Here is a 17,797-nt window from a genome sequence, read left to right as displayed (position 1 = left end):
GCTTATCAGGAGAGCTTTTATTTTGGTATGCGGATCGTTAATTGAATATATTCTTCAAATTCTTCTTCTTCCGTATTCAATTTTACACCGCTGTCTTCAACCATTGATAGTGACTGGCGAATCGTGTTCATTGCAATTCTTGTATCTCTGCTGAACGCTTTGCGTCTCGGCTTTGGTTTTCTCTGACCTTGCTCCAGCATTTTCACCACGCGGTCTTCCGTCTGCTTTACATTTAAGCTTTTCTCAATAATCTCTGTGAGCAGTGTGACTTGGAGCTCAGGCTGTTTCAGCGGAATCAGCGCTCTGGCATGACGCTCAGTGATTTTCTTCTCCATAATCGCGTCTTGAACCGGCTGAGGCAGCTTTAATAACCGCAGCTTATTCGCAATTGTGGATTGGCCTTTTCCTAAACGCTGTGCGAGTGCTTCCTGTGTTAAGTCATGCAGCTCAAGAAGCCGAGCATAGGCATGCGCTTCCTCAATAGAAGACAGTTCTTCCCGCTGCAAGTTTTCAATTAACGCCACAGAAGCGGTTTCCGTGTCGGAAAAATCCTTAATAATAGCCGGAATCTTTTCCCACTCGAGCGATTGCACCGCTCTCCAGCGTCTTTCACCTGCAATGAGTTCGTATTGGCCTTCTTCTTCTGTATGCCTGACAACAATCGGCTGAATAATGCCGTGAGTATGAATGGTCATTGCTAACTCTTTGATTTTTTCATCTGAGAAAATGGTGCGTGGCTGAAAACGGTTGGGAACGATAGCATTTACCGGTATTTCCAGAATCTCTTCTTTGTTTGTTTCATGTTCAGCAATCTCCGGTTCCTGTTCCTTCTCACCAAGCCCGAAGAAACGAGAGAATGAATGCTTCATGTACCTACACCACCTTTAAAAACTGCCATTTTTATAATTCTATTTTCTCATGGTTTTTCCTGCTGTACATCCATCAATTTTGATGAAAATATGATGGTATTGTCATATCAGGCTGTCTAAATTACCCTTCAATTGGCGATTTATTAGGAGTTCCCGGTTTTCTTGGATACTTCTTAGGTGTATTTTTTTTCTTGCGTATCACCATAATATTACGATCGCTTTCTTCAATAGGCAGCTTAAAGGAATGGATATTCTCAAGTTCTCCCCCAAGCGTCGTGATCGCTTTTTTGCCTGCATTCAGTTCTTCTTCAGCTGATGCGGCTTTTAAAGCAACAAATAAACCGTTTTTCTTTACCAGAGGCAGGCAAAGTTCACTTAAAACAGATAGTCTTGCAACTGCTCGCGCCGTCACAATATCATAGCTTTCCCGTACGTCTTTCCGCTGTCCGAATGTTTCAGCTCTGTCATGGCAGAATGTCGTATTCTCCAATTGCAAAGCTTCAGACAACTTTTCTAAAAACGTAATCCGTTTGTTTAGTGAATCCACGATTGTGACATGGAGGTGCGGAAAGCATATTTTAATCGGAAGACTCGGAAAACCCGCTCCCGCTCCGACATCACAAATCGTGTTCACTTGATTGAAGTCGACATAAAAAGCGGCTGTAATGGAATCATAAAAATGCTTAAGATACACTTCTTTTTTCTCTGTAATTGAAGTCAGATTGATTTTTTCATTCCATTCAACCAGCATGTCGTAATACAGCTCAAATTGTTCCAGCTGACGGGGAGAAAGGGAGATCCCTTTTTCCGCCAAACTAGAAGTGAATTCTTCAATATTCATGCCGTCATCCTTTCTATTCGGCTATCTTCGCAATGCGTCCCTGCTCTAAATACACCAATAGAATTGAAATGTCCGCCGGGTTTACACCGGAAATGCGGGAAGCTTGGGCAACAGACAAAGGACGCACATTTTTCAGCTTTTGACGCGCCTCAGTCGCGATCCCTTTAATTGCGTCATAATCAATTCGATCCGGAATTTTTTTGTTTTCCATCTTCTTCAGTTTTTCCACTTGTTGAAGAGATTTTTCAATATATCCTTCATATTTCACTTGGATTTCTACTTGTTCTGCCACGTCTTGCGGAACCGGCACTTCTGGCGGCGCCAGTTTAGTGACTGTTTCATAGTTCATTTCAGGACGTTTCATCAAGTCTGTGCCGCGAACGCCATCTTTCAATTCGCTTCCGCCAAGAGAACGGATATACTCTTGATTTTCCGGAGACGGCTTGATAATCACAGAATGCAGACGTTTTTTCTCCGCTTCAATCGCCGCTTTTTTCTTCTCAAAAGCTGCATAGCGCTCATCAGAAATCAATCCAATGCTGTGTCCGATTTCTGTCAGACGCAAATCAGCATTGTCATGACGAAGAAGCAGTCTGTATTCAGCACGAGATGTCAATAGACGGTATGGTTCATTGGTTCCTTTTGTCACAAGGTCATCAATCAGAACACCAATATAAGCGTCAGAACGGCTCAGAATCACTTCTTCTTTTCCAAGCGCTTTTCGACCTGCATTGATTCCTGCCATAATTCCTTGTCCCGCGGCTTCTTCATAACCGGATGTTCCGTTAATTTGACCTGCAGTAAACAGGTTTGTGATTTTTTTCGTTTCAAGTGTCGGCCATAGCTGTGTCGGTACAATCGCATCGTACTCGATCGCATAGCCGGCTCTCATCATTTGCACGTTTTCAAGACCCGGAATCGTTGCAAGCATTCTTTGCTGTACATCTTCTGGAAGACTTGTAGATAAACCTTGGACATAGACTTCCTGCGTATTTCTGCCTTCCGGCTCAAGGAAGATTTGGTGACGCGGTTTATCATTAAAACGGACAACTTTATCTTCAATGGACGGGCAGTATCTTGGGCCCGTACCTTTGATCATACCGGAATACATTGGTGAACGGTGCAGGTTGCTGTCAATAATCTCATGTGTCTCAGGGCTTGTATATGTCAGCCAGCAAGGAAGCTGATCTGTAATATATTCCACTGTTTCATATGAGAAAGCGCGAGGCACATCGTCACCAGGCTGGATTTCCGTTTTGCTGTAATCAATCGTGTCGCTTTTGACGCGAGGCGGCGTACCTGTTTTAAAACGAACAAGGTCAAAGCCCAGTTCTTCCAAATGCTCAGAAAGCTTAATAGAAGGCTGCTGGTTGTTCGGACCGCTTGAGTAAGACAGATCACCAAGAATGATTCGTCCTCTTAAATATGTCCCAGTCGTCATGACCACGGCTTTCGCACGATAATGCGCGCCGGTTTGTGTAATCACACCGCGGCATTCGCCGTCTTCAACGATCAGCCGCTCCACAATTCCTTGCAGCAATGTTAAGTTTGGTTCTTTTTCAAGCGTATTTTTCATTTCGTGCTGATATTGGAATTTGTCTGCTTGGGCACGTAATGCACGGACCGCAGGACCTTTTCCAGTATTCAGCATTCTCATTTGAATATGCGTTTTATCGATGTTTCTGCCCATTTCTCCGCCGAGCGCGTCAATTTCGCGGACGACAATCCCTTTTGCGGGGCCGCCGACAGACGGATTACATGGCATAAATGCAACCATATCTAAGTTGATGGTCAAGACAAGCGTTTTGGCGCCTTGGCGTGCAGATGCGAGGGCAGCCTCAACACCGGCATGCCCGGCGCCAATCACAATCACATCGTATTGGCCTGCTTCATACCCCATGATTCTAGTTCCTCCTTTTATTATTTTCCTAAACAGAATTGCGAAAAGAGCTGATCAATTAAGCTTTCGTGGACAGAATCTCCGATAATTTCGCCCAAAAGCTCCCAGCATCTTGTAAGGTCGATTTGCACCATGTCGATCGGGACATCCTGTTCGATGCCGCTAAGCGCATCTTCAATGGCACGTTTGGCTTGCTGTAAAATAGAGATATGACGTGTGTTGCTGACATAAGTCAGATCCCCGCTTTCAATGGCACCCGTATAGAACAGCGATTGAATCGCTTCTTCCAAATCATTGATACCTTCCTCTTTTAATAGAGATGTCGTAACAACAGGACGTCCATTGGCAAGCTCACGGACACGCTCACTGTCAATCTTCGCCTCAAGGTCAGTCTTATTCATAATCACGATAACGTCCATGCCCTCAACGGCTTCAAAAAGCTTCACGTCTTCTTCAGAAAGCTCTTCACTATAATTAAGCACAAGTAAAATCAGGTCCGCTTCCTTTAGGACCTGGCGAGAACGTTCAACACCGATTCGTTCTACAATATCCTCTGTTTCACGAATACCTGCTGTATCAACCAGACGAAGCGGAACGCCCCTTACATTAACGTATTCCTCAATTACATCCCGTGTCGTTCCGGGAATATCGGTCACAATGGCTTTCGCCTCATGAACAAGGCTGTTCAGAAGAGATGATTTTCCCACATTCGGCCGGCCGATAATGACAGTAGAAAGACCTTCACGCAAGATTTTCCCTTGCTCAGAAGTCCTCAGCAGTGCCTCAATTTCTTTTTTCACGGCGGTTGCCTTTTCAACCAAAAGCTGATGCGTCATTTCCTCTACATCATCGTACTCCGGATAATCTATATTTACCTCAACATGAGCGAGCGTTTCTAAAATCTCACTGCGCAAACGGCGCACCAAAGCAGAAAGACGCCCTTCCATTTGATTCATAGCGACGTTCATTGCCCGGTCCGTTTTCGCTCTGATTAAGTCCATAACCGCTTCCGCCTGTGAAAGATCGATTCGGCCGTTTAAAAATGCGCGTTTCGTAAATTCACCCGGCTCTGCAAGTCTCGCTCCCTCTCTCAATGCGAGCTGCAGCACTTGGTTCACAGTCACAATTCCCCCGTGACAGTTAATTTCGATGACATCTTCACGTGTAAAAGTTCTCGGTGCTTTTAACACTGATACCATTACTTCCTCAACGACACGATCCGAAGGTCTGTCTACGATATGACCATAATGAATCGTATGTGATTCGACCGAGCTGAGTGTTTTTCCCTTCGGTCCTTTATAAATTTTATCTGCGATTTGAATTGCTTCTGGTCCGCTCAACCGTACAATCGCAATCGCGCCTTCACCCATCGGTGTGGAAATTGCTGCAATTGTATCCATGCTGTTCACCTCTCTTTACTTATACTTTCATCTATATAAAAAAATTTTTATTATGCCAAAACTAAAAGATAACATAGTTTGGTTCGAAGTGGAAGATGTGTTATCCACAGAATTAGGAATTCGCCTCCTATTACTTTAACTTATCCACATGTGAATAACAATTAATTTTATTTCCTGAACTTCCTTTTTATCAACAGGATACACCTAAAAAGAAAAAACTTAAACGGCAAAAGCTTGATATTACTAGGAAAAATAGACTTTTCTCATACAAAAAAACCGAAATCCGATTTTTACCGGACTTCGGTTTTATGCTATCTTTTATGGGAAATAACGAGATGGCGATTTTCGCCTTCACCCATTGAATACGTTTTGATCTGGTGATTTGCATATCCAGAAAGAGTATCATGAATGATTTTTCTTTCACTGGACGGCATAGGTTCCAGATGTACTGCTTTTTTCGTTTTCAAAACCTGGTCTGCAAGCCTGATGGCCAGCTGGCTCAGTGTATCTTTTCTTTTTAAACGATAGTTTTCTGCATCTACCGTCACATTTTTATATTGGCCTGGATAACGGTTAAGGACAAGCTGCGTCAAAGTTTCAAGAGCATTTAAGGTTTGTCCTCTTTTCCCAATCAACAATGCCGCTTTTTCACCTGTTATATGGAAACGTACTGTCTTTTTGCTTTCTTGAACAGTCACATCAGACTTCCCTGCGATGGCTTCGGCAATCGTCTGAAGATAAGACTTCGCTTGCTGAATCGGATCAATCCTTTCAACCAGCTTTACGACCGCCGGCTTTTTACCGAAAATACCGAGAAACCCTTTGTTTCCCTCTTCAATAACGGTAATTTCAACCTTATCCTTCGTTAATTCCAGCTCTCGCAACCCGGACTGTACTGCTTCATCGACATTTCGCCCTGCAGCAGTCACATTCCTCACTTTTTCTTTCCTCCGGCTTTTTGCGGTTCAGGATCTTTTTTAATATCAGGCCCTTTAATGAGGAAAGTTTGCGCAATCATAAACAAGTTACCGACTACCCAATAAAGAGAAAGTGCCGCCGGGAAGTTGATCGCAAATACGATAATCATAATCGGCATAATCCAAAGCATCATCGCCATTTGCGGATTTTGCTGCGCATTGCCCGCCATCATCAGCTTTTGCTGAACAAATGTAGCGACACCGGCAACAATCGGAAGAATATAGAAAGGATCTTTTTCTCCTAAGTCAAACCACAAGAAACTATGCTCTGAAATCGCCTGCGTTCTCATGATCGCATGATAGAATCCAATTAAAATCGGCATCTGGATTAAAATCGGGAAACATCCCGCCAACGGATTGACACCATGCTTTTGGAATAAAGCCATTGTTTCCTGCTGAAGCTTTTGCTGTGTTTTTTGATCCTTTGAGCTGTACTTTTCTTTAAGCTTTTGCATTTCCGGCTGTAAAGCCTGCATCGCTTTTGAACTTCTCAGCTGCTTAATCATCAGCGGTAAAATTAATAAACGAATTAAGATGGTAACAAGAATAATTGAAAGTCCATAGTTATCTCCCGTCAATTTCGCCACATACGTAATGAGCTCAGACAATGGATATACTACGTACTTGTCCCAAAAATGCGGACTATCTGCAGTGATCGGCTCTTTCACACTTGAGCATCCAGCCAAAAGCATGAATACGCCAACCATACTTAATAGCAACCCTATTCTCCTTTTCAACAACATTTCCTCCTATAATTAATCTCTACACTCTTTTATTGCAAAGCATACTTGTATGTATTTTAGCATCTTTCAGTTTTAAATGGTGTCTTTTTCTGATCAACCAGAAAGGAAGCGCTTTTAAAAGTTGTAAGAAAGCAGTGGCAATGCCTACTTTGACGAGGATTTCTTATATAAAGAAGACTTCCTGAATAGATGCTGCAGACTTTTTTTCGTTTCCTCATATGTCAGCTGGCTCGCCGGTTTTCTGGCAATAATGATGTAATCCTTTTCCTTTAGTCTCTCTTTCTCTTCAAGAAAGGCCTGCCGAATCAAACGTTTGATCCGATTTCGCATCACAGCGTTGCCAATTTTTTTGCTGACGGAAAGCCCGACACGCAGCTCATCGTTTTCAGGCTGATCTAGCGTATATAAGACAAACTGGCGGTTCGCTACGGATGTCCCCTGCTTAAACACTTTTTGAAAGTCTTCATTTTTCTTTAAACGATTTCGCTTCTTCAATTGACTCACTCCGATACTGGCTGGCAGAAACTTTTAAAAATTTATGATGACAATGAGATGCATCAGAACCAGGAAGCATGCCCCGGTTCCTTACGCATCACATCTATCTTTTCCCATAACGTGAAAAAAGACCACTGACATTATTCAGTGGCCTAAGCTGATAATACTTTTCTGCCTTTGCGGCGACGGCGTGCTAAAACTAGACGACCGTTTTTTGAACTCATACGGCTTCTGAAGCCATGAACTTTACTGCGTTTACGGTTATTCGGTTGGAATGTTCTTTTCATTTATGACACCTCCCTCGAGGAATAGCTGTTAAAGACAGTCTTACTTATTATATTTGCGTTACCTATTCATTGTCAACTTCACTAGTGCTTTTATTTCTTGCAACCATAATAGAATACCATACCTTTTCAACTTTCGAAACCTTATTTTTCAGATTCCTTAATTTAACGAAAAAAAGTCAAATCCAAACAATTTCCCCCTAAAATCACGAATGTGGATATCTTTTTCGCCTATTTTTAATATCCACAGAGGTTATCGACAACATTTTCACATTACCAACCCCTGTGGACAAGATTTTTTCAACAGGTTGTCCGCTTTGTGGATAAGATTGTGACAACCATTGCAAGCTCTCATTTATTCTGGTATTATATTTGTGTTTTAACTCTTGATTACTGATCTCACCTTTCCTCTTTATCCACAAAGTGTGGATAAGTTGTGGATTGTTTTCACACAGCTTGTGTAGAAGGTTGTCCACAAGTTGTGAAATTTGTCGAAAAGCTATTTATCTACTATATTATATGTTTTCAACATTTAATGTGTACGAATGGCAAGCGCCATTTGCTCTTTTTTTGTGTTCTATAACAGAGAAAGACACCATTTTCTATGAAAAGGAGGGACGTGCCGGAAGATGGAAAATATATTAGACCTGTGGAATCAAGCCCTTGCTCAAATCGAAAAAAAGTTGAGCAAACCGAGTTTTGAGACTTGGATGAAATCAACTAAAGCCCACTCACTGCAGGGAGATACATTGACGATCACTGCTCCTAATGAATTTGCCAGAGACTGGCTGGAGTCCAGATACTTGCATCTTATTGCAGATACTATATATGAGTTAACCGGGGAAGAATTGAGCATTAAGTTTGTCATTCCTCAAAATCAAGATGTTGAAGACTTCATGCCGAAACCGCAAGTCAAAAAAGCGGTTAAAGAAGAAACATCTGATTTTCCCCAAAATATGCTCAATCCAAAATATACTTTTGATACTTTTGTCATCGGATCTGGAAACCGATTTGCACACGCAGCTTCTCTTGCGGTAGCGGAAGCACCCGCGAAAGCATACAACCCTTTATTTATCTATGGGGGCGTCGGCTTAGGGAAAACACACTTAATGCATGCAATCGGCCATTATGTAATAGATCATAATCCTTCTGCCAAAGTGGTTTATCTGTCTTCTGAGAAATTTACAAACGAATTCATCAACTCTATCCGAGATAATAAAGCCGTCGATTTCCGCAATCGCTATCGAAATGTTGATGTGCTTTTGATAGATGATATTCAATTTTTAGCGGGGAAAGAACAGACCCAGGAAGAATTTTTCCATACATTTAACACATTGCACGAAGAAAGCAAACAAATCGTCATTTCAAGTGACAGACCGCCAAAAGAAATTCCGACACTTGAAGACAGATTGCGTTCACGTTTTGAATGGGGCCTGATTACGGATATCACGCCGCCTGATTTGGAGACGAGAATTGCAATTTTAAGAAAAAAAGCCAAAGCGGAAGGGCTCGATATTCCGAACGAGGTTATGCTTTACATCGCAAATCAAATCGACAGCAATATTCGGGAACTTGAAGGAGCATTAATCAGAGTTGTTGCTTACTCATCTTTAATTAATAAAGATATTAATGCTGATCTGGCCGCTGAGGCGTTGAAAGATATTATTCCTTCATCAAAACCGAAAGTCATTACGATAAAAGAAATTCAGAGGGTAGTAGGCCAGCAATTTAATATTAAACTCGAGGATTTCAAAGCAAAAAAACGGACGAAATCAGTGGCTTTCCCGCGTCAAATCGCCATGTACTTATCAAGGGAAATGACTGATTCCTCTCTTCCTAAAATCGGTGAAGAGTTTGGAGGCCGTGACCATACGACCGTTATTCATGCGCACGAAAAAATTTCAAAACTGCTGGCAGACGATGAACAGCTTCAGCAGCATGTAAAAGAAATTAAAGAACAGCTTAAATAGCAGGTCCGGGGATTATTCGGGGAAAGTGTGAATAACTTTTCAGAAGTCATGCACAGTCTGTCCACATGTGGATAGGCTGTGTTTCCTGTCTTTTTCACAACTTATCCACAAATCCACAAGCCCTACTATTACTTCTACTATTTTTTAAAAATATATATATTAAAACATTATCCGTTAGGAGGATAAAAATGAAATTCACGATTCAAAAAGATCGTCTTGTTGAAAGTGTCCAAGATGTATTAAAAGCAGTTTCATCCAGAACTACGATTCCCATTTTGACTGGTATTAAAATTGTTGCATCAGATGATGGCGTATCCTTTACAGGAAGCGATTCAGATATTTCTATTGAATCCTTCATTCCTAAAGAAGAAGGAGATAAGGAAATCGTCACAATAGAACAGCCCGGAAGCATTGTTTTACAAGCCCGCTTCTTTAGTGAAATTGTAAAAAAACTGCCGATGGCAACTGTAGAAATCGAAGTGCAAAATCAGTATTTGACGATTATCCGTTCTGGGAAAGCTGAATTTAATCTAAACGGGCTTGATGCTGATGAGTATCCGCACTTGCCGCAGATCGAAGAGCATCATGCGATTCAAATTCCAACTGATTTGTTAAAAAATCTAATCAGACAAACAGTATTCGCGGTGTCCACCTCAGAAACACGCCCCATCTTGACAGGTGTAAACTGGAAAGTGGAGCAAAGTGAATTATTATGCACCGCGACGGATAGTCACCGTCTCGCATTAAGAAAAGCGAAACTTGATATTCCAGAAGACAGCTCTTATAACGTCGTGATTCCGGGAAAAAGCTTAACTGAACTCAGCAAGATTTTGGATGATAACCAAGAACTTGTAGATATCGTCATCACAGAAACCCAAGTTCTGTTTAAAGCGAAAAACGTCTTGTTCTTCTCACGGCTTCTGGACGGAAATTATCCAGATACAACCAGCCTGATTCCGCAAGACAGCAAAACCGAAATCATCGTGAAAACAAAAGATTTCCTTCAGGCGATTGATCGTGCATCTCTTTTAGCCAGAGAGGGACGCAACAACGTGGTGAAGCTTTCTGCAAAACCTGCTGAATCCATTGAGATTTCGTCTAACTCACCAGAAATCGGTAAAGTTGTGGAAGCAATTCTTGCAGATCAAATTGAAGGTGAGGAATTAAATATCTCATTTAGTCCAAAATATATGCTGGATGCACTAAAGGTGCTTGAAGGAGCAGAAATACGTGTAAGCTTTACAGGGGCAATGAGACCTTTCTTAATTCGCACGCCGAATGATGAAACGATTGTACAGCTTATCCTTCCTGTCAGAACCTATTAATCCGATACACTGCTGCCGACCCGCTCGGCAGCTTTTCTATTCGGTATCTGCTCCGACAAGTTTTCCCTTTCCCTAATTCGTTTTTTTTTAGTACAATTAGATATTAGTGATATTTGAAAGAGGTCGATATAATGGCAAATCCGATTTCAATTGATACAGAAATGATTACACTCGGACAATTCTTGAAATTAGCCGATGTGATTCAGTCAGGCGGTATGGCAAAGTGGTTTTTAAGCGAGCATGAAGTGCTTGTGAACAGCGAGCTGGACAACCGCCGCGGCAGAAAGCTGTATGTTGGAGATGTGGTAGAGATTGAAGGATTTGGTTCATTTCAAGTCGTCAATTAAAGCGGGTGATACTGATTGTATATCCAGAACTTAGAACTGACATCTTACCGCAACTACGACCATGCCGAACTGCAATTTGAAAATAAAGTAAATGTGATCATCGGAGAAAACGCCCAGGGGAAAACAAACCTCATGGAGGCGATCTATGTCTTGTCCATGGCGAAATCGCACCGGACATCAAATGACAAAGAACTTATACGGTGGGACAAAGACTATGCTAAAATAGAGGGAAGAGTGATGAAGCAAAACGGGGCGATCCCGATGCAGCTCGTCATCTCCAAAAAGGGTAAAAAGGGCAAGGTCAATCATATTGAACAGCAAAAGCTCAGCCAGTATGTCGGGGCCCTCAACACCATCATGTTCGCGCCGGAAGACTTAAATCTTGTAAAGGGAAGCCCTCAAGTGAGAAGGCGGTTTCTTGACATGGAAATCGGACAGGTTTCTCCTGTTTACCTGTATGACCTTTCTCTTTACCAGAAAATCCTTTCTCAGCGAAATCATTTTTTGAAGCAGCTGCAAACAAGAAAACAAACTGACAGAACGATGCTCGATGTTTTGACCGATCAGCTTGTGGAAGTTGCGGCAAAAGTCGTCGTAAAACGCCTGCAGTTTACAGCACAGCTCGAAAAATGGGCGCAGCCAATTCATGCGGGCATCTCAAGAGGGTTAGAAGAGCTGACCCTAAAGTACCATACGGCTCTTGAGGTATCAGATCCTGAAGACTTGTCGAAAATAGGAGATAGCTATCAAGAAGCGTTTTCTAAATTAAGAGAAAAAGAAATCGAGCGCGGTGTTACGCTGTCAGGGCCTCATCGTGACGATGTTCTTTTCTATGTGAACGGACGCGATGTGCAGACGTATGGTTCTCAAGGACAGCAGCGAACGACGGCATTGTCCCTTAAGCTGGCGGAAATTGACCTGATCCATGAAGAAATCGGAGAATATCCCATTTTACTATTGGATGATGTACTGAGTGAGCTGGATGATTATCGCCAGTCACACTTGCTTCATACGATCCAAGGCCGTGTACAAACGTTTGTCACAACGACAAGCGTTGATGGCATTGATCACGAAACCTTACGTCAAGCAGGAATGTTCCGTGTGCAAAACGGTGCGTTAGTGAAGTGAAGAAATGAGGTGGGCAATTGTATATTCATTTAGGTGATGACTTTGTGGTTTCAACACGAGATATTGTCGGCATTTTTGACTTTAAAGCCAACATGTCGCCTATTGTTGAAGAATTTCTGAAAAAACAGAAACACAAGGTGGTGCCTTCCGTAAACGGCACGCCCAAATCTATCGTAGTCACGGTTCAGAATATATATTACTCTCCCTTATCTTCCAGCACATTAAAAAAACGTGCGCAATTTATGTTTGAAATAGATTCTTAGAAATTTTTTATCAGAATATATCGTTAAGAAAAGTGTAGGTGAATGACGTGGCTATGGAACAGCAGCAAAACAGTTATGATGAAAATCAGATACAGGTTCTAGAGGGATTGGAAGCTGTTCGTAAAAGACCGGGGATGTATATCGGTTCAACAAACAGCAAAGGCCTTCACCACCTGGTATGGGAAATTGTCGACAATAGTATTGACGAAGCCCTCGCCGGTTATTGTACGGATATCAACATTCAAATTGAAAAAGACAACAGCATCACGGTGACAGATAATGGCCGCGGTATTCCAGTCGGTATTCAAGAAAAAATGGGCCGTCCTGCGGTAGAAGTCATTATGACAGTGCTTCACGCCGGAGGAAAATTTGACGGAAGCGGTTATAAAGTGTCCGGAGGATTACACGGTGTAGGTGCGTCAGTTGTAAACGCGCTTTCAACGGAGCTTGATGTGACGGTACACCGTGACGGTAAAATCCACCGCCAAACCTATAAACGCGGAGTTCCGGTTGCAGACCTTGAAATCATTGGCGAAACGGATCATACAGGAACGACTACACATTTTATCCCGGATCCTGAGATTTTCACAGAAACAACTGTGTATGATTATGATCTGCTTGCTAACCGCGTGCGCGAATTAGCCTTTTTGACAAAAGGCGTCAACATCACGATCGAAGATAAACGTGAAGGACAAGAGCGCAAAAATGAGTACCATTACGAAGGCGGAATTAAAAGTTATGTAGAGTATTTAAACCGTTCTAAAGAAGTAGTCCATGAAGAGCCGATTTACATTGAAGGCGAAAAGGACGGCATTACGGTTGAAGTGGCTTTGCAATACAATGACAGCTACACAAGCAACATTTACTCGTTTACAAACAACATTAACACGTATGAAGGCGGTACCCACGAAGCTGGTTTCAAAACGGGTCTGACTCGTGTTATCAACGATTACGCCAGAAAAAAAGGGCTTATTAAGGAAAATGATCCAAACTTAAGCGGAGATGACGTAAGAGAAGGGCTGACCGCGATTATTTCAATCAAACACCCTGATCCGCAGTTTGAGGGCCAAACGAAAACAAAACTAGGCAACTCAGAAGCGCGGACAATTACCGATACGTTATTTTCTGCGGCAATGGAAACATTTATGCTGGAAAATCCAGATGCGGCCAAAAAAATTGTCGATAAAGGTTTAATGGCAGCAAGAGCACGAATGGCTGCAAAAAAAGCGCGTGAATTAACACGCCGCAAGAGTGCTTTGGAAATTTCAAACCTTCCAGGTAAGTTAGCGGACTGCTCTTCAAAAGACCCGAGCATCTCCGAGTTATATATCGTAGAGGGTGACTCTGCTGGAGGATCTGCTAAACAAGGCCGCGACAGACATTTCCAAGCCATTTTGCCGCTTAGAGGTAAAATCCTGAACGTTGAAAAAGCCAGACTGGATAAAATCCTATCTAACAACGAAGTGCGCTCTATGATCACAGCACTCGGCACGGGTATCGGGGAAGATTTCAACCTGGAGAAAGCCCGTTACCACAAAGTTGTCATTATGACAGATGCCGACGTTGACGGCGCGCACATCAGAACACTGCTGTTAACGTTCTTTTACAGATATATGCGCCAAATTATTGAAAATGGCTATGTGTACATTGCGCAGCCGCCGCTCTACAAGGTTCAACAGGGAAAACGTGTTGAATATGCATACAATGACAAGGAGCTTGAAGAACTGTTAAAAACTCTTCCTCAAACGCCTAAGCCTGGATTGCAGCGCTATAAAGGTCTTGGTGAAATGAATGCTACCCAGCTATGGGAGACAACCATGGATCCAAGCTCTAGAACGCTCCTTCAGGTAACTCTTGAAGATGCAATGGATGCGGATGAGACATTTGAAATGCTGATGGGCGACAAAGTAGAACCGCGCCGAAACTTCATAGAAGCAAATGCGAGATACGTTAAAAATCTTGACATCTAATATAAAAAGCCTTATTTCCAATAAGAAATAAGGCTTTTTTCTGAACAAGACCAGACTCAGTAAAGCTTGTAATACCTATATATTCTAGCAATTTAATGTGTATAATCATAAGTTTATTGATATAATGGAGAATAGTGAAATCGTATTGAAGATCATAATGGACAATCTACTCCCACATATTTCATGTGATACTTCAGGGAGGTTTTTTAATGAGTGAACAAAACACACCACAAGTTCGTGAAATAAATATCAGTCAGGAAATGCGTACGTCCTTCTTGGATTACGCAATGAGCGTTATTGTGTCCCGTGCTCTTCCAGATGTTCGTGACGGTTTAAAACCGGTTCACAGACGGATTTTATACGCAATGAATGATTTGGGCATGACGAGTGACAAGCCTTATAAAAAATCTGCGCGTATCGTCGGAGAAGTTATCGGGAAATACCACCCGCACGGTGATTCAGCGGTATATGAATCCATGGTCAGAATGGCGCAGGATTTCAACTATCGTTATATGCTCGTTGACGGTCACGGAAACTTCGGTTCTGTTGACGGAGACTCAGCGGCTGCCATGCGTTATACAGAAGCAAGAATGTCTAAAATCTCGATGGAAATTCTTCGAGATATCACAAAAGACACAATCGATTATCAGGACAACTATGACGGGTCAGAAAGAGAACCGGTTGTTATGCCTTCAAGGTTCCCGAATCTGCTCGTGAACGGTGCTGCCGGGATTGCGGTAGGTATGGCAACAAATATTCCTCCGCACCAGCTTGGGGAAATCATTGACGGCGTACTTGTGGTCAGTGAGAACCCGGACATTACAATCCAGGAGCTGATGGAAGTCATTCCGGGTCCTGATTTCCCGACTGCGGGTCAAATCTTGGGACGCAGCGGTATCCGGAAAGCATACGAATCTGGCCGAGGCTCTATCACGATCCGGGCAAAAGCTGAGATTGAACAAACATCTTCTGGTAAAGAAAGAATTATCGTTACAGAGTTACCTTACCAAGTAAATAAGGCGAAATTAATCGAGAAAATTGCTGATCTCGTTAGGGACAAGAAGATAGAGGGCATCACAGATCTGCGTGATGAGTCAGATCGTACAGGTATGAGAATTGTCATTGAAATCAGACGCGATGCCAATGGTAATGTTATTCTAAACAATCTGTACAAACAAACTGCTCTACAAACATCTTTTGGTATCAACCTGCTTGCACTTGTTGACGGTCAGCCAAAAGTTTTAAATCTAAAGCAATGTCTGGAGTATTACCTTGACCATCAAAAAGTCGTGATCAGACGCCGTACTGCTTATGAATTGCGTAAAGCGGAAGCGAGAGCTCACATTTTGGAAGGTTTGAGAGTAGCTCTGGATCATCTCGATGCAGTTATTTCCCTTATCCGTAATTCCCAAACGGCTGAAATCGCGAGAACAGGTTTAATTGAACAATTCTCACTGACAGAGAAGCAAGCACAAGCGATCCTCGACATGAGGCTGCAGCGTTTAACAGGACTGGAACGTGAAAAGATCGAAGAAGAATACCAATCTCTAGTTAAACTAATTGCAGAGCTAAAAGACATCTTGGCAAACGAATATAAAGTACTTGAGATCATCCGTGAAGAACTCACGGAAATCAAAGAGCGATTTAACGATGAAAGACGTACCGAGATCGTCACTTCTGGATTAGAGACAATTGAAGATGAAGATCTCATTGAGAGAGAAAATATCGTAGTGACTCTGACACACAACGGATATATTAAACGTCTCCCTGCATCAACTTACCGAAGTCAAAAACGGGGCGGAAAAGGCGTACAGGGAATGGGAACAAACGAAGATGATTTCGTTGAACATTTGATCTCTACTTCAACTCATGACACGATTCTCTTCTTCTCGAACAAGGGGAAAGTGTATCGTGCAAAAGGGTATGAAATCCCTGAGTATGGCAGAACAGCAAAAGGAATCCCGATTATTAACCTGCTGGAGGTAGAAAAGGGTGAATGGATTAATGCGATTATTCCAGTCACTGAATTCAATGCGGATCTTTACCTTTTCTTCACAACAAAGCACGGGGTTTCAAAACGAACTTCGCTGTCTCAGTTCGCTAATATTCGCAACAATGGCCTGATCGCTCTGAGTCTTCGTGAGGATGATGAATTGATGGGTGTACGTCTGACTGACGGTACAAAACAAATTATCATCGGAACGAAAAATGGATTGCTGATCCGTTTCCCTGAAACAGATGTCCGGGAAATGGGAAGAACTGCGGCAGGCGTAAAAGGCATCACCCTGACCGATGACGATGTTGTTGTCGGCATGGAGATATTAGAGGAAGAATCACATGTCCTTATCGTAACTGAAAAAGGTTACGGAAAACGAACTCCTGCTGAAGAGTATAGAACCCAAAGCCGGGGCGGAAAAGGACTCAAAACAGCGAAAATCACTGAGAACAACGGCCAATTAGTAGCAGTGAAAGCTACTAAAGGTGAAGAGGATCTAATGATTATTACAGCCAGCGGTGTACTCATTAGAATGGACATCGATGACATCTCAACTACCGGACGTGTCACTCAAGGTGTACGCCTCATTAGAATGGCAGAAGAAGAGCATGTTGCTACAGTAGCACTAGTAGAGAAAAACGAAGAAGATGAGCAAGAAGAAACACAAGAAGAAGTGTGAGGAAAAGCGCAGCTGAAACAGCTGCGCTTTTTTATGTACATACCCCTTTACAGTCATAAAAATTATGGTATAATCATTTCTGTTGTCTTTTAAAAGACACAAACATGACTAGTAAAACTTTTTAAAAAAAGTGTTGACCTAGTTAACTAAAAATGTTACTATTAAGTAGTCGCTTCGAGAGAAGCACACAAAGTTCTTTGAAAACTAAACAAGACAAAACGTACCTGTTAATTCATTTTTAATAAATCGCACAGCAATGTGCGTAGTCAGTCAAACTACTTTATCGGAGAGTTTGATCCTGGCTCAGGACGAACGCTGGCGGCGTGCCTAATACATGCAAGTCGAGCGGACAGATGGGAGCTTGCTCCCTGATGTTAGCGGCGGACGGGTGAGTAACACGTGGGTAACCTGCCTGTAAGACTGGGATAACTCCGGGAAACCGGGGCTAATACCGGATGCTTATTTGAACCGCATGGTTCAAATATAAAAGGTGGCTTCGGCTACCACTTACAGATGGACCCGCGGCGCATTAGCTAGTTGGTGAGGTAACGGCTCACCAAGGCAACGATGCGTAGCCGACCTGAGAGGGTGATCGGCCACACTGGGACTG

General features: G+C 42.6%; 15 protein-coding genes and 1 rRNA gene. 8 read left to right on the top strand and 8 right to left on the bottom strand.

The genetic code is table 11. The features are described from left to right. Window positions 1-17: 17 nt before the first annotated feature. The 8 genes from noc to rpmH form a co-directional block, all read right to left on the bottom strand. A complete protein-coding gene (gene noc / locus CVV77_RS08770; protein ID WP_003219249.1) occupies window positions 18-869 on the bottom strand; it encodes a nucleoid occlusion protein in 852 nt (283 codons plus the stop codon). A 121-nt stretch (window positions 870-990) separates the two neighbouring features. After that, window positions 991-1,710 (bottom strand): 16S rRNA (guanine(527)-N(7))-methyltransferase RsmG, encoded by a 720-nt coding sequence (gene rsmG, locus CVV77_RS08765; RefSeq protein ID WP_100275172.1) that lies wholly within the window; start codon window positions 1,708-1,710, stop codon window positions 991-993. A 13-nt stretch (window positions 1,711-1,723) separates the two neighbouring features. Further along, complete coding sequence (mnmG, locus tag CVV77_RS08760) at window positions 1,724-3,610, bottom strand: tRNA uridine-5-carboxymethylaminomethyl(34) synthesis enzyme MnmG (RefSeq protein WP_060399975.1); 1,887 nt, start codon at window positions 3,608-3,610, stop codon at window positions 1,724-1,726. Window positions 3,611-3,630: 20 nt separating this feature from the next. Then, a complete protein-coding gene (gene mnmE, locus CVV77_RS08755) occupies window positions 3,631-5,010 on the bottom strand; it encodes a tRNA uridine-5-carboxymethylaminomethyl(34) synthesis GTPase MnmE (protein WP_003219255.1) in 1,380 nt (459 codons plus the stop codon). 311 nt (window positions 5,011-5,321) lie between these two features. After that, the gene (gene jag, locus CVV77_RS08750; RefSeq protein ID WP_019260053.1) at window positions 5,322-5,948 is read right to left on the bottom strand and encodes an RNA-binding cell elongation regulator Jag/EloR; all 627 of its coding nucleotides are present in this window, start codon (window positions 5,946-5,948) and stop codon (window positions 5,322-5,324) included. Then, window positions 5,945-6,730 carry a YidC family membrane integrase SpoIIIJ gene (gene spoIIIJ / locus CVV77_RS08745; protein WP_080010902.1) on the bottom strand — a complete coding sequence of 262 codons (786 nt, stop codon included), beginning with the start codon at window positions 6,728-6,730 and terminating at the stop codon, window positions 5,945-5,947. The genes jag and spoIIIJ overlap by 4 nt, the downstream gene beginning before the upstream one ends. Window positions 6,731-6,874: 144 nt before the next feature. Beyond that, the gene (gene rnpA / locus CVV77_RS08740; protein WP_003236647.1) at window positions 6,875-7,225 is read right to left on the bottom strand and encodes a ribonuclease P protein component; all 351 of its coding nucleotides are present in this window, start codon (window positions 7,223-7,225) and stop codon (window positions 6,875-6,877) included. A 152-nt stretch (window positions 7,226-7,377) separates the two neighbouring features. Further along, the gene (gene rpmH / locus CVV77_RS08735) at window positions 7,378-7,512 is read right to left on the bottom strand and encodes a 50S ribosomal protein L34 (protein ID WP_003178075.1); all 135 of its coding nucleotides are present in this window, start codon (window positions 7,510-7,512) and stop codon (window positions 7,378-7,380) included. Between the two features lie 626 nt (window positions 7,513-8,138). Between rpmH and dnaA the strand changes: the two genes are divergently transcribed. The 8 genes from dnaA to CVV77_RS08695 form a co-directional block, all read left to right on the top strand. Further along, a complete protein-coding gene (gene dnaA / locus CVV77_RS08730) occupies window positions 8,139-9,479 on the top strand; it encodes a chromosomal replication initiator protein DnaA (RefSeq protein WP_003236652.1) in 1,341 nt (446 codons plus the stop codon). Window positions 9,480-9,667: 188 nt separating this feature from the next. Beyond that, the gene (gene dnaN, locus CVV77_RS08725; protein ID WP_100275171.1) at window positions 9,668-10,804 is read left to right on the top strand and encodes a DNA polymerase III subunit beta; all 1,137 of its coding nucleotides are present in this window, start codon (window positions 9,668-9,670) and stop codon (window positions 10,802-10,804) included. 131 nt (window positions 10,805-10,935) lie between these two features. Further along, window positions 10,936-11,151 (top strand): ribosome maturation protein RlbA, encoded by a 216-nt coding sequence (rlbA, locus tag CVV77_RS08720; protein WP_100275170.1) that lies wholly within the window; start codon window positions 10,936-10,938, stop codon window positions 11,149-11,151. 15 nt (window positions 11,152-11,166) lie between these two features. Further along, window positions 11,167-12,279 carry a DNA replication/repair protein RecF gene (gene recF, locus CVV77_RS08715; RefSeq protein WP_019257226.1) on the top strand — a complete coding sequence of 371 codons (1,113 nt, stop codon included), beginning with the start codon at window positions 11,167-11,169 and terminating at the stop codon, window positions 12,277-12,279. Between the two features lie 17 nt (window positions 12,280-12,296). Next, window positions 12,297-12,542, top strand: coding sequence for an extracellular matrix regulator RemB (remB, locus tag CVV77_RS08710; protein WP_003219266.1), 246 nt, complete (start codon window positions 12,297-12,299; stop codon window positions 12,540-12,542). Between the two features lie 53 nt (window positions 12,543-12,595). Further along, window positions 12,596-14,512 (top strand): DNA topoisomerase (ATP-hydrolyzing) subunit B, encoded by a 1,917-nt coding sequence (gene gyrB, locus CVV77_RS08705; RefSeq protein ID WP_003236659.1) that lies wholly within the window; start codon window positions 12,596-12,598, stop codon window positions 14,510-14,512. 209 nt (window positions 14,513-14,721) lie between these two features. Further along, window positions 14,722-17,187: a DNA topoisomerase (ATP-hydrolyzing) subunit A gene (gene gyrA / locus CVV77_RS08700; protein ID WP_100275169.1), complete on the top strand. Its 2,466-nt coding sequence runs from the start codon at window positions 14,722-14,724 to the stop codon at window positions 17,185-17,187. Between the two features lie 280 nt (window positions 17,188-17,467). After that, window positions 17,468-17,797, top strand: a 16S ribosomal RNA gene (locus CVV77_RS08695); the annotation flags it as partial.

Origin of the sequence: Bacillus sp. SN1 (genome assembly GCF_002796895.1) — a bacterium.
In the GTDB taxonomy this organism is placed as follows: Bacteria; Bacillota; Bacilli; order Bacillales; family Bacillaceae; genus Bacillus; species Bacillus inaquosorum.
This window is presented reverse-complemented; position numbering and strand designations above follow the sequence as displayed.